This window comes from Spartinivicinus poritis (assembly GCF_028858535.1).
GTDB lineage: Bacteria > Pseudomonadota > Gammaproteobacteria > Pseudomonadales > Zooshikellaceae > Spartinivicinus > Spartinivicinus poritis.
The window spans coordinates 1-13,630 of sequence record NZ_JAPMOU010000016.1; the positions used below are offsets into that span (position 1 = coordinate 1).

Annotated in this window: 9 protein-coding genes; 7 read left to right on the forward strand and 2 right to left on the reverse strand. The window is 37.2% G+C overall.

Features of this window, described 5'->3' with window-relative positions; translation table 11 throughout:
• Positions 1-1,020: 1,020 nt before the first annotated feature.
• Positions 1,021-1,512, forward strand: coding sequence for an Lrp/AsnC family transcriptional regulator (locus ORQ98_RS13485; RefSeq protein WP_274689335.1), 492 nt, complete (start codon positions 1,021-1,023; stop codon positions 1,510-1,512).
• 77 nt (positions 1,513-1,589) lie between these two features.
• Here ORQ98_RS13485 and ORQ98_RS13490 read toward each other — a convergent pair whose 3' ends face one another.
• Complete coding sequence (locus tag ORQ98_RS13490) at positions 1,590-2,465, reverse strand: LysR family transcriptional regulator (protein ID WP_274689336.1); 876 nt, start codon at positions 2,463-2,465, stop codon at positions 1,590-1,592.
• Between the two features lie 183 nt (positions 2,466-2,648).
• On the opposite strand from ORQ98_RS13490, the gene ORQ98_RS13495 reads away from it, so the two are divergent.
• From ORQ98_RS13495 to ORQ98_RS13510, 4 genes are all read left to right on the forward strand, one after another.
• The gene (locus tag ORQ98_RS13495) at positions 2,649-3,647 is read left to right on the forward strand and encodes a YeiH family protein (RefSeq protein ID WP_274689337.1); all 999 of its coding nucleotides are present in this window, start codon (positions 2,649-2,651) and stop codon (positions 3,645-3,647) included.
• A 185-nt stretch (positions 3,648-3,832) separates the two neighbouring features.
• Complete coding sequence (locus ORQ98_RS13500) at positions 3,833-4,165, forward strand: hypothetical protein (RefSeq protein ID WP_274689338.1); 333 nt, start codon at positions 3,833-3,835, stop codon at positions 4,163-4,165.
• Positions 4,166-4,340: 175 nt separating this feature from the next.
• Positions 4,341-5,540: a DUF3095 domain-containing protein gene (locus ORQ98_RS13505; RefSeq protein ID WP_274689339.1), complete on the forward strand. Its 1,200-nt coding sequence runs from the start codon at positions 4,341-4,343 to the stop codon at positions 5,538-5,540.
• A 112-nt stretch (positions 5,541-5,652) separates the two neighbouring features.
• Entirely contained in the window at positions 5,653-7,398 is a 1,746-nt protein-coding gene (locus ORQ98_RS13510; protein ID WP_274689340.1) for an LVIVD repeat-containing protein, read from the forward strand.
• A 138-nt stretch (positions 7,399-7,536) separates the two neighbouring features.
• Here the strand turns inward: ORQ98_RS13510 and ORQ98_RS13515 are convergent, their stop codons facing one another.
• Positions 7,537-10,155 carry a hypothetical protein gene (locus ORQ98_RS13515; RefSeq protein WP_274689341.1) on the reverse strand — a complete coding sequence of 873 codons (2,619 nt, stop codon included), beginning with the start codon at positions 10,153-10,155 and terminating at the stop codon, positions 7,537-7,539.
• 794 nt (positions 10,156-10,949) lie between these two features.
• Here ORQ98_RS13515 and ORQ98_RS13520 point away from each other — a divergent pair.
• Together ORQ98_RS13520 and ORQ98_RS13525 are read left to right on the forward strand one after the other, a co-directional pair.
• A complete protein-coding gene (locus tag ORQ98_RS13520) occupies positions 10,950-11,549 on the forward strand; it encodes a hypothetical protein (RefSeq protein ID WP_274689342.1) in 600 nt (199 codons plus the stop codon).
• Between the two features lie 209 nt (positions 11,550-11,758).
• On the forward strand, positions 11,759-13,594 hold the full coding sequence (locus ORQ98_RS13525; protein WP_274689343.1) for a GspE/PulE family protein: 1,836 nt from the start codon (positions 11,759-11,761) through the stop codon (positions 13,592-13,594).
• Positions 13,595-13,630: the final 36 nt, after the last annotated feature.

The window sequence follows — 13,630 nt, forward strand, 5'->3', positions numbered from 1 at the left end:
AGCATTTGTAGCGCTGAGAACACCTCCGCTACCAGGTAAGCTACTAAATATAGCTTAGGCATGATGATAATTAGGTACTTTTTTGGATTTTTTCAAGAGCAGTGCGATATTTTTTTACAATTTTATGCTTTTCTATAAAGTACATTATTTCGTTTAAATATACCCTTCGCGAATGATTTTTATACCCCTAGGGCACAAGGGGTTTGTTGTCGTCGTTAAGCACCAAGGATGGTGTAAATGCAGTTTATGCAGGAGCAATAAACTGTCTTCAGCCTAATCATTTATAAAAAAATAAGCTCATAGGGCTTCATCACTCGACGGCCGCCCCTAAAAATCATTCGCTTTGGCTACACATATGCAGCAGAAAAGAACTGAGCTGATTTCTTACAATTAATAATAGTAAATGCAAATAATACTTATTAACCTATATCCATAAGCAATCACTTTTACAACAATTATTACGGAGCATATAATAAGTTAATTTAAACAATTACAAAACACTAATTAAATAAAAGTAAATGATCGTATTATAATCTAATAGCTTTGTGTCTAGTGGAAAATACTTATGTTGATGTTGATCTAGCTTCTGCTATAGCAAATAAGCTAATAGTTGTAAACTGCTTGTCTTATTTTGCACCAAACCAATACAAAAATACTACTCCTCCATACATAACATACAAACTTTAATAAAATTAAAAACTTTATTTGTATATACAAAGTATTTATTTGATATATAATTTAAGTTTGATTAGTATACTCTGCGCTTTAACACCTCAATATTGTTAAATAAATTGGGAATGCTTTTAAAAGAGAGCTTCTAGTCACATGACTTACCATACTCTTTTCTTCTATAAAATAATTACCCTATGTCTTTGGACATTAAAAGTATATTTTTACCGCTACCTCAAGGAGCCTAGCTATGTAAAAAACTAGCTGTCGATTCTACGTCAAAGCCATGTTAAAAATTTATTAATATATACTTTATAAAGACAATAAAATTTCATAAGCATGAGAGACGAAATGTCAAACCTAAAAGACCGGCAACCTGGCGAGCTAGACCAGTTTGACTTAGCAATTTTAGCTATTTTACAAAGGGATAATACCACCCCACTTCGTGTTATTGGGGAAAAGGTGCACCTTTCAGCACCCGCCGTTCAAAGGCGAATTAAGCGGCTTGAGCAAGAAGGCATCATTGAAGCCAATGTTTGTGTAGTTAATGGAAATAAGATTGGCTTACCAGTGACTATCATTACAACTGTGGATATGGAAAGTGAACGGATTGATATTTTAAATAACACTAAAAATAGTTTCACTGCTACTAAGGAAGTACAACAATGTTATTATGTAGCAGGCGAGTGTGATTTTATTTTAGTTCTAACCGTTGCCACCATAGCTGATTATGAGTTTTTAACTCGCAAACTATTTTTTGATAACTCAAATATCAAACGATTTCGTACCTTTGTTGTAATGGAGTCTGTTAAGGCTAGTTTAGCAGTGCCGCTTGCCAGTTAATAACATTAGCCTCTCAACAACTATATTTTATCACCCTATATAAAATTTAGATTTTCCTAATATTGCACCGCTTTTGCCTAAGAACTTTCCAATAAAAATTTCACAAACCCTTGGGCAGGTGCATTTAAATAGCTGTTCTCGTTACTAAGCAATGAAAAACGTCGAGTTAAATCTAAGGGTGTTTTTAAAACAACCAATTGTCCTGCCATAACTTCATCTGCTATAGCCAGTTGAGAAAGGCACCCTAGTCCAAGCCCAGCTTTAACTGATTGTTTAATCGCCTCATGGCGCGTTAGTTCCAACCCTAAGATGGCTCGCCCCCCAATTCGCTCAATTGCTGCATCAAACACCGCGCGGGTTCCTGAGCCAGGCTCTCGTAAAATCCATTGCTGCTGTTGTATATCTTCAAGGGTTAATTTACCTTTTTTTGCCAGTGGATGTTCTGGGTGACAAAACACATTCAGTTGATCCTGACGCCAAGGCTTTATAGTGAGATACTGATGAATAGCAGGCCCTTCAATTAAACCAATATGCGCCTGACCTTTATCTAATTTTTCAATCACATCCTGAGTATTGGCTATTTTCAGCTCAGGCTTAACCTGTTTATGAGCATCTATAAATTCAGCGAGTAATTTAGGCATTAAAAACGAGGCAATGGTTTCGCTGGCCACTACCCGTAAAACCCCTGTCATTTCGCTGGTTGGCGCCGTCTGCAGCTCATTAACCATGTCGGTAACTTGGCGAGCTTTGGCTAATACATCCAGCCCTGCATCAGTAATCACGAGTTCCCGCCCTACCCGGCTGAACAATGGATAACCTAACGATAACTCCAGTTCTTTTAGAGACTGGCTGGCAGCAGATTGACTCATGGCCTGCTCATCAGCCGCAGCTGTTAGACGCCCTAACCGAGCAGTCGCTTCAAATAACCGTAGTTGCCTTAATGTAACACTCATTTCTTTTCCTACATCATAAATGTTCGGTTTATCTTATATATTATATTAAAAACATTCATTATTCTTATGTTTACACAAGGCATACAATCATTCGCGAAGGATATAAGCCCAGGTATTTCGATTATTTTGGTTATTATCATCTGTTAGACACACCCAGCCAGTAGCATGATTGAGGTTATTATTATGCCAGTTGCTATTCTACTACCCTTACTAGCTATTGCCGCTATAGGGCTAGCACAAACCAGCTTTTTCAGTCAGCTTGGCTTAAGTGCCCTGCCATTAGCCATTATTTTAGGCACGACCATTAGCCATCTACCCCAGCACCAACCCAACGACCAAGAATTATTATTTATTAAGTTTTGCCAGCAACGACTATTAAGGCTTGGTATTATTTTGTTTGGTTTTAGCTTAAGTTTTCAACAAATTGTTGCCGTTGGTTGGCAGGCACTAGTGTTGGATATTTTTATTATTTTAATTGTTTTTTGTGTTGGCTCATTTATCGGTATCAAACTGTTTAAGCTTCCCCGTGATATGGCTATTTTAACTTCAGTGGGCAGTGCTATTTGTGGTGCTGCTGCTATTCTAGCCACTGAAGCGTCTATTAAAGCTCGTCAACAACATGTCACTATTGCTGTAGCTACTGTCGTTTTATTTGGTACTCTGGCTATGTTCAGTTACCCTTTTATTTATCAGTTTTCAGGCATATCAGAGCAAGCGTTTGGAATTTATATTGGCAGCACAGCCCATGAAGTAGCCCAAGCAATTGCTGCAGGCCAAACCATTAGTCAAAATACCATGCAAACCGCCGTAGTGGTAAAATTAATTCGTGTTATGCTATTGGCACCTTTTATTTTAATGCTAACCATAGTGTTAGGAAAATTAGATAAAACAGCCACAAACGATGAATCAAGCAAAACTAAAATCACCATTCCCTGGTTTGTATTAGGATTTATTGTAACAGCAGGTATAAACTCTTATATTGAAATTCCTCAGCCTGTCCTCAAGACAATCAGCTTCACCAGCCAATTTCTATTAGCCATTGCCATGGCAGCCTTAGGTATACAAACCCATTGGCAAGTAATTAAATCCGTTGGTAGCAAACCCATTCTATTAGCATTCATCTTATTTATACTGTTGTTATTCGGTGGTTTTTACTTAAACTCTTTATTAATTAGTAGCTAACAAATACCAGAATTAATGTAACGCGCCATATAAAAATAAAGGCACAAACATAACTTATTTTACCCTTGTGCCTTTCGATTTATTCAAAGTTTGTCTAAAAACCGTGCACACTTCCTTTTAAAGCTCAATCAACAAAGTACTATGAACAGGTAAAAAAATAACAACTTCCATAGGGACTAAATGGAATGGACACGCTTCCTTCAAAAAACCAGTTCAGCTTCAATTTACGCCATATTTTTATCTTAACGTACTTCATGTTCGCTAATATAATTTCACTTTCATGCGCTGCCGAACCAACAATCAAGTACACCCTCAATTCCGCCAAAGAGCAAGAAAAAAAAGCCCCAGCTAATAGCAAGCCTCCCAAAAAACCCGAAATCACCTTACAGTTAGATAACGCCCCTATCGATATCAACGATCCCTACTCACTTAAAATAGAAAATAAATTTGATAATAGATTCGAAAACAACTTAAAAGAGCCTGGCGTAAAAATCAATTTTACAATTTGGTTTGACTAATTCCATCCCCCTCATGAACAATTTTCAGTGCTAGCTGTTGCCAATTCATCAATTACCCACCTACTTCAATAAATACTAGATTTAGTTATACTCTATAATGGAGATATCAGCAGCTCATTAATAGGTACTATTGAAAACTAATTGCTATTTTTTTGGATCAATTTGGTCATAATCTATGCAATCAGAAAGCCAAAACCCTGATCTTGCTTTTTACCAAAACCTTCCTACGTTCAATACATTTTCAGCCTTCATTAATGCCCAACATTTTGCTCCTGCCCCTGATAACTGGCTAATTGTTATCAGTGACGTGGTTAATTCATCAAAAGCAGTAGCTAACGGACGTTACAAAGAGGTTAACATGATAGGCGCCAGCTGTATTACAAGTATGCGTAATGCTTTGCCCAGCTGTGATTTTCCTTTTGTGTTTGGGGGAGATGGAGCAACAATGTTAATTCCCGCTTTATATAAAGATATTGTCGAACAAACATTAATGGGCACACAACAACTGGCTGAGCAAACATTTCAATTACAGCTAAGAGTAGGCATAGTACCTATATCTAAGGTAAGGAAACAAGGAAAAGAAGTGCTGGTCGCTAAGTTTGAATTAAGCAATGGCAACCAACTGGCTATGTTCAATGGGGGCGGTGTTGAGCTGGCAGACCAGTTAATAAAAGCCGATATTGATACACAACAGTACGCACTTAACCGAACGGCTTCAGTTACAGCGCCAGATCTTACTGGGCTTTCCTGCCGATGGGAGTCATTAAAACCTCGTAATGACCATATGTTGTGTATTTTAGTTCAGCCTTTATCCAGTAATATTGAGCAACGGGAGCAAGTATTTCAAACGGTTATTCCCCGTTTAATGAAGGTTACAGGCCAGGACTTTCAATCAACCAAACCCGTCACTCATGCCAACCTGAAGTTTAAGTGGCCACCTCAAGGTATTATTCTTGAGGCCAAAATAAGCAAAGGCACAAAGCCCTTTTGGCAACGTTATTTATTTTTATTATTTAATAGCTTTATCCAAGCTGTTCTTAATAAATTTAATCTCTCAGCAGGGGCTTATAATGCCCCTGTTTATCGCAACCAGCTCTGTGATAACGCTGACTATCGACGTTTTGATGACTCACTACGCCTAGTGCTTGATTGCACTAATGAACAAACAGCGCAAATAAAACAGCTTCTAGAGGAGCAATTTCAGCAAGGGCAGTTAGTATATGGCATCCACCAGACCAATCAAGCGTTAATGACCTGTATGGTTTCAAGCCTGGAAAATAGCCAACACTTACACTTTATTGACGGTAGTGGTGGTGGCTTTTGGTCTGCTTCGATTGGGCTAAAAAAACAACTTCAAACCAGGCAACCTCCATAAACTAAGCTGTATACAAGCTTGTATAAGGCATCGCTGCTTGATTTTTTATTTATTTTAAAAGCATGCTACACTGCCCTGACACTAAAAATAGTGTTAAATTAAAGGATGATAAATGTTAAATGGATTGTTAATCAGTAGTATAATGGTACTACCTATAGTCACAAATGCTGCTTCTGTTGCTACTAACATCAAGCCAAGTAAAAATATTGAAGACCCTTATATCAAGCAGCTTGTTAACGTTTCTTCAGACAAAACACCTAAACCTCCTAAGCCCGACAGTTATGGTCTAAATTTTAAAACTGGTTTGTTTATTCACCCAAAACAAACCCCAGCACAACACAATCCCAAACCCTTCTCTGGCCAACTTACCTATTGGGATACTGAATCTTATATTCATAATATGACAGTAGAAGCCTATTACCCCATTACAGTAGAACCTTTTCATACCTGGCAAAATATTGTCGATTTTTCTGGTAAACGCTATCTCTACCAGTATGTGCGGCGAGATTTAAAAATATTTGATATAACCAATCCCAAACAAGCTAAATTGTTGCTCACAAAAGGCAGCACCTGGGGAAAAGATGGCCCTGGGCCAGAACAAAACCCTTTCCCACCAGGTGAAATGATGGGGGCAGCAACTATTCAATGGCACCCAGAACGACAACAATATATCATGATCCAAGCTTATGAAGTGCAACGTTTTGGTTTATTGCATAATAAATATCAAGAGCCAAGCAAAGTAACAGCTATTCGCCAAGCACCACATTTAAAAGGTTTCAAAATATATGCGATGCATGGCCCCTTACCAGTGCAGTGGGAATTACTCGCAGAGCGTACAACAGATATCACTCATCCAAATGCACCTATCAGTAAACAGCAAGGCTCTGGGGTAAGAGATATTCCTGTTTATTTTGGAGGAAAATATATGTTTGTGGCTGCGGCACCCAATGCGCAACATGCCCTTACTGAATACCCTAATGACTTATACAGTGCAGGTTATCAAGCCTGGGATCTATCAACCCCAACTAACCCAATATTTTTACAACAACTCACAATGCCAGGGCAAATTGTTGGTAACGCCTGGCATGAGCATATTTACCAACAAAATCCACGGGCGGGTAACAGAACCTCCTGGATGGGTGCACGCATGTCGCTGTTTATTCCCAAACCGGTTTCAATGGGAGGGAAATATGGCTTTGCCGCAATGGGAGGATTAGGCTTTTATACCGTCGATATAAGCCAACCTAAACAGATGAAAGTCACCAGCCAGCTTGATTTCCCACCCAGTGTTGCTGGTACTGAAGGCGACTATATTGACACCAGCCAATTTGAGCACTCTGGTATGCTATATTACAGCGGTTATCCCCTTAATGAAGATTGCTGGGAGCCTTACAAGCATATTTATCAAATCGACGCCAGCAACCCACATCAGCCGAAAGTTGTTGGAACCCTACCTCGACCGAAACCACCTAAACAGGCTTTATTTACAGACTATTGCCAGCGCAAAGGTAGCTTTGGGCCAAAACGTACAGGCGCTTATACTCAACCCGGCGTATCTAAACCTGGGATTTTACCCTATAATTTTTATAATGCAGGGCTTCAGATTTATGATGTGCATAATCCAAAGCAACCCTATATCAGCGCTTACTTTGTGCCTCCTTTTGCGCCTGATCGTGTTGCAGATTATGCAATGGGTAATTTATCTCATAGTGTTTATGTAGAATATGATCGCAACTTATTTTGGTTATTTACCAACCATGGTTTCTATTTATTAAGTAGCCCGGTATTAGGTAAACCCAATTTTGGAGCTCCAACAACACCCTGGCCACCTCGAAAAACTATTGTTCAAAAACAATAGACTTGTATTCAACCAATTAATGTTATCTACCGAGCAAGCAGTGTCGCAAAAGATATTTTTAGCCCTCTCATCCTAACCTTCTCCCCTGCTAGGGAGAAGGGATTTAATTTGAAGTACTTTTGCAACGATCTCATCAAGCTATGCATCCCAACATTCTTTCTGGCTTTCTACTTTATATACCGCTAACTGTGCAGCTAAAAACCTATTGAATACTGACACTAGCTCCTGGAAATTAACGGCTGTTTTATTATGAGCATAATGAGAAAGTGCTAACTTTAATGCTGCTTGTAATTTTTGGTCATTAATTTGTGCCAGCAAAGCAGTCATCTCTGAGTTAGCTGCAGTATTTTCTTCAGCCATATTACTAAACAGCTTTTTTAAGGCATGCTCATGCTGGTGAGTAAATTGTTGCCAACGATCTGACTGATTAGCACCTTGCAGGGTGTTATGGATGGGTAATAAATAACTTAATGTATTATTACCCAGCCACTCTTTCTGAATGGTGGTTTGACTCCCTTTCACACTGACACCAATACTACTGTTTATGCTTGGTAATATTGGGAGGTTAATATCTGGGCTTTTGATTGTAAGTCCTGAGTGGTTAGCCAGCCTGACAAACTGCAACACCCACTTGTTTACCGACTTGATTTGCTTAAGACGAAAATGCAGAGTGTTTTTCCCATCAAGCCCAATATCACCAGCATTACCCAATACTTCTTTTAGCTGTTCTGCTATACCAGAAGTAGAGAATTCAGTTTGATTATCATTTATCTGCAAAATATCCTTTAGACTACTAAAAGCTGCCCTTTCCGATGTAATCATTGTTAGTAGCTCAGATAATCCCAGTTGACCTTTCAACTCAATCGTTATATCCAAGTACTGGCCTTTTCGGTAATAATTAGGGTGCTCTTTGGTATTAAAATGAGCTATGCTCAATCCCATTGACGCATTTTCTATAGGTAGTGAAACTTGTAGAGTGCCCCCTTCATATGTGCGCCTTAATATACTCCGTACAGCAAAAGTCAGTTTATTAATCAAACTTTTTTCAGCTAAATGAAATAATGGACGCTTCAACGTTACCTCAAACTGGCTAAAATCAACCAGATTTTTGTTTTGCTGCTGATCAGAAGCACTGGCCTTATAAAGTTGATGTAGTGCAGCATATGCAATTGTCACTGCTTTAGTAAACTCTCCACGACCTTTTACCCCTCGGCCTGATTCAAAAGATGCTTTTATTTGAAGGGCTTGACGAAGTTGATTTTTATTAATTTGTTTAGGATGTTGCTTTGCGTAGTCACAAAATTGAACCAGTTGACTGTATTGATGAAACTCTGCTTCTAACTCTTCAATGGCTTGTTTAATAGTCTCAGGCAATGATATGGAATTACCTCGTTGTTGTTGAATTTCAGCAATACGGTTAATACTAGGAGTATAAAATCGATGGTTGTAGCGATAAATTCGACTACTTTCTTGCTTTAAACTATCTAATAGCGGCTGTCGACTTAGAATATCCATATTTAGCTGGCTTTTTTGGTAGTGTCCCTGAAAAATTCGCTGAAACAACGTTAAACCAGCCTGTAATTTTCCTTGTACCAATTTACATTTTCCAGATACTACCCTAGGTGGAGCTGTATGTGTTTTTACTTCACTTACAAACCCATGTTTTAATAATAAATTATTAAGTCGGTGTTGATTAGTTAATGCTTGCTTCTGTATTTTCAGAAAAGATCTATCATGCTTCCATCCTTGTAAATGGCTAGTGCTTTTACTGGCACCTGCTGTTAATAATGCTCCCATCAAGTTATCCGTATAACGGTTTACAAAATCAGCTAAACAACCATCACTATAAACGGTGCCAACTTCTCCAGAACCTGTCACAAGGCCTTTTAATATCTTATTACTCCCTGCTTGAATACCTAGCTGTACTCCCCCTGTATGGATTTCAAGCATACCACTATCATCGTCGGTTAATAATTGAAGCCCAAGCTTAAGTGAAAGTTTGCTATCAACTAAATTCAATCCAAATAATCCCGCACCAGCGGATAGTTGTAATGATAAGCTGATTTGACTGCTCGCTCCTGGCTGTTCAAATTTTTTTAATTGCTGATAAAGTTGCGATTTAAGGGTATCTTTGGTCGCCAATAGCCCTTGTAAGCGAACCTGTACAGATAACAATTCCATCAGTTCGTGTAATTCCCCAGCAGGTAAAGCAAAGCACAATCCTGCTAATAGCTGATAGAGTGATTCAACATCTGCTTGTGCTAGGTAAGCACTAGGAGATGACTTAATGCGATCAGTAAGTTCTTGTATGCTAACTAATGAGGAAGCTAAATTAGTTTTCCCATGCTGTGTCAACAGACCCAGTTGTTCATGCAATTTTTTTAGTAAATACAAGGTTTGATCACTGGATAAATATCCTTGCTGATTAAACCACTGAAAAATTGGCTCAGGCGTTGACTGAACTATAGGATCAACGATATCAATTGTTTGTCTAGGGCTATGGGTTGCTAAGTGAAGGATTTTTGGTTCATTATTCTTGGATGATTGTCTCTCTACATACTTAATGGTAGGTTCACTAAACTGACGTTTTAGTAACCTTAACGCATGTTGATACGGCTGCTTCTCTGTCACTGTTAGATGAAGGTTTCTACTCCGTAGTTGACCAGAATGATTACTAACCTGGTGCTTTTCTTGTCTCCTATCTTGATTTAATAAATGGTTGGCAGCACAGCCATCCAGGCGACATATTGAGTTCATAGTGACTCCTCACCTGCTAATAGCCGCCTTAGATATTTCGCTTTTTGCTATAAATATTTTTTCTTGAATAACCGATAGGGAATATATTCCCTTTTCTGCGGGTATGCTTGCTAGCTTTTTAAACAAAAAAGTGAGTTGTCTCTAGCATCCGAAACAGCTAAAAACACAAATTAGCAAGCAACAGCTTACAGCATTAATATAATAAAACAAATAATTCAAGGCTTATCTAAACGACAACTCCTTATTCGATAAAATTTCATTTTTATATAGAATTACTTTCGCCAAACACAGACGTTATTCAAAATAGTAGAGTTTAATTTATTATATCTAAGACAACTTGCTCATATTATTATTTTTTTAGTTTTACATTCTATTTATAGAATGTGTAAAAATATCTCTATTAGCTTTATAGAAAACAGTTTATCTATATATCTATTCAATTACAAGTTAATTTACATGTCGATTATACTTCTATTTTATTAAGAATACAAAATTAAGCTCAATCTAATATTCGATAAATATATAGTCTTTCTGCCAAAAGGTTTGGTATTTTCATCTTGTGTTAACAGCCAACATACTACTAATCTACTATATACTGTATATAGTGGTCAGTTACTCTAGCTCAAGGTATTTCATTAGCTAGCAAAGATTCTGGGCATTCTGACTAAACAGGTTTAGGCACTAATTGTAACGGCTCTAAACACCTTGATTTCACTAGACTATATGAAAGTTTTCAGTGGTCTGATAAAATATTCGGGCGAGGTTCTCCTGTTATCAGGAGCACAACTATAAATATGGATAACCATTATAAAACCGACTATTTCATAGACTATTGGCATAAACAGTTTTATTTATTAAAAAACATGAAAGTAATCAACAAACTAGCAATATTCTCAATAAAAAAATCTCTACACAAGCTATTTTGTACAAGTGACATTTGTTTTGAAAGAGTATCAACTAATTCATACCATATTTTTATCTACTTTGTAGATGACCAATATGAGTCAACCAACCCTCCAATTAAGTTTTCACTTAAACTTCTTGAAGAAGTAAAAATAAGTAAGTCTATCAATCAAAATCCTATTAATATAAATCCTAATGATGCATTACCTTCAACGGAGTACTTTAACTTTGCCGAGCTAGAGGATACATTATCAACCAACAGCTGTTTACTTAAAATTTATGCTAATGAGTTAACTGATAGTGTTACCGATGATTTACATTATTTTTCTTTAATAAAATTTGATAACAGCAGCCAAATTGAAATAAAAGTATCTGATATGATTACCAATCAAATTGTTGAGTTTCTTAAAGCAATAACCCCCTCTCAGGGTAAAGTAGAGTCACCTTCCATCTTAAACGTATCCTCACTACTTGATGAAGTACAACTTTAAGTCATTTTAGAGTTATAGCCTTTGTACTGAAGCATATTAAATAAAAAGCTATAAAAAATTACTGCATATAACTTTAAAGAAAGTTGTTCAAATAGATGACCTTAGTATTAAAGTAAAAGATAGAGGGTTTCATTATTCAATGCTATCTTTCAATTACTCTTATCTTTTGTTTAGTTTATAAGTAGTAGTTTGTAGTTGGGGATCGTACTATGACTAATGAAGAATTAGAACAAGCTGTAATTGATTATATTACAAAAAACAATATGATTGCCCCCTCCAAACTTATTCAGGCTAAAATCATTACCAGCTATTCAGACAACTTGATCTATGAAGTACTTCATGATCTCAATTTACTAACAGTTGAACAACTAAACGAAGTGCTTTCTGAAGTGACTGGCTACCCTGTAACCGATCCTCTTTATGAGATTACACAGCGTACCATCCCAGAAGAGCTCTTTAATTTATTTTCCAATGAATTAGTACTTAAACATATTGTATTTCCCTTTCGTCTTGAAGATGAGCATGTGCATGTTGCTATGTCTAACCCTACCGATAGTAAGCTGGTCGAAGAGTTAGAAAAAAACTGTGGTAAAGCAATCAAGCGCCATGTTTGTTATTTTAAAACCATCCTTCGAGCTATTGTTAGACATTACCCCTATGCAGAAGGCAAAGAGTTCAATGATGTTATTGAAGAAACAATTGACGAAGTGACTGGTAAAAAAGACATTGAACCCTATGTTAGTATTTGGACTGAACCACTTGGTCAAGCATTACAACGGGAAATATCACTATTTACTAAACATGCTGAAGCCCCTAGAGAGGGTGAAGTAGGTGTTTCTATTTTAATTCAAAAAGTACTTGATTATGCCATTTATATAGGTGCTACTGATATTCATATTGAACCTTATGAAGATGCAATAAAAGTTCGCTTAAGAAAAGATGGTATTCTAGCAACCCAGTGGTATTTACCTAAAATTATCCAATCTCGTTTTTTTAATCGATTAAAAGTAATGGCAAAGCTTCAGCCTACATTAAAAACGCAAGCACAAAATGGCAGTTTTACCTATGAAAATGTAGTTGATACAGGGGTAGACATTCGCATTGCAACAGTACCTAGTATCTATGGAGAACGCTTTGCACTACGGCTGCTAGACAAAAATAAACGTATTTTGTCTTTAACTGACCTTGGTATGAGTGACGAAGAATATGATAAGCTAATTGTTCACTTAAATTCAAAGCAAGGACTTATCTTAGTTGTTGGACCTACAGGCAGTGGAAAAACGACAACTATCTATGCAGCCTTAGAATATTTGAATAGAGATGACTGCTCTATAATGACACTGGAGTCTCCAATTGAATATCAAATGCGCGGCATAAATCAAATTCATGTGGATTTTTTCAAAAACTACAGTTTTGATGAAGCTTTTGAAGATGTTCTACGACAAGACCCAGATATTATTTTATTAGGTGAAATTCTTGATCAAGCCTCGGCAGAAACAGCTATTATGGCTGCTGCAACTGGCCATCTGATCTTCTCAACACTTCATGCCACCTGTTCGGCATTTGCTGTACCGCGCTTATTATCATTAGGTGCTACAGCATCCATTCTTTCAGATGTATTGCAGGTCGTGTTAGCACAGCGACTAATTCGTGTTTTATGCCCTCATTGTAAAAAACGTGACTCTTTAAGCAAGAAACGATTAAAAATATTAGGATTGTCAGAAAGTCAGCTAGGTGGTGGCCGTTATTTCGTAGCCAATGGTTGTGATAAATGTAATCAACGGGGTTACTATGGACAAATTGGTGTCTTTGAATTACTGATTGTGGATGAAAATATAAGGGATATGATATTAAAAGGTAATACTGGTATGGAAATTTACCACTATGCAATTCAGCAAGGAATGATTCCTTTATTTTCTGATGCCATGGATAAAGCCAAAGCAGGTATTACTTCATTAGATGAGGTTGTCTATCGAATACCAACAGAACCTCACATAATTACTGATATCAGTAAACCTGCCAAAGGTCACTTACGAAGAGCATAGGAGGTTAACCTCCTACGTTCTTAAACCCCTCTGCTC

Excerpts from the sequence above, each read along its gene's own strand:
- ORQ98_RS13485 (WP_274689335.1), top strand. The coding sequence starts at position 1,021 with ATGTCAAACCTAAAAGACCGGCAACCTGGCGAGCTAGACCAGTTTGAC.
- ORQ98_RS13490 (WP_274689336.1), bottom strand. The coding sequence starts at position 2,465 with ATGAGTGTTACATTAAGGCAACTACGGTTATTTGAAGCGACTGCTCGG.
- ORQ98_RS13495 (WP_274689337.1), top strand. The coding sequence starts at position 2,649 with ATGCCAGTTGCTATTCTACTACCCTTACTAGCTATTGCCGCTATAGGG.
- ORQ98_RS13500 (WP_274689338.1), top strand. The coding sequence starts at position 3,833 with ATGGACACGCTTCCTTCAAAAAACCAGTTCAGCTTCAATTTACGCCAT.
- ORQ98_RS13505 (WP_274689339.1), top strand. The coding sequence starts at position 4,341 with ATGCAATCAGAAAGCCAAAACCCTGATCTTGCTTTTTACCAAAACCTT.
- ORQ98_RS13510 (WP_274689340.1), top strand. The coding sequence starts at position 5,653 with ATGTTAAATGGATTGTTAATCAGTAGTATAATGGTACTACCTATAGTC.
- ORQ98_RS13515 (WP_274689341.1), bottom strand. The coding sequence starts at position 10,155 with ATGAACTCAATATGTCGCCTGGATGGCTGTGCTGCCAACCATTTATTA.
- ORQ98_RS13520 (WP_274689342.1), top strand. The coding sequence starts at position 10,950 with ATGGATAACCATTATAAAACCGACTATTTCATAGACTATTGGCATAAA.
- ORQ98_RS13525 (WP_274689343.1), top strand. The coding sequence starts at position 11,759 with ATGACTAATGAAGAATTAGAACAAGCTGTAATTGATTATATTACAAAA.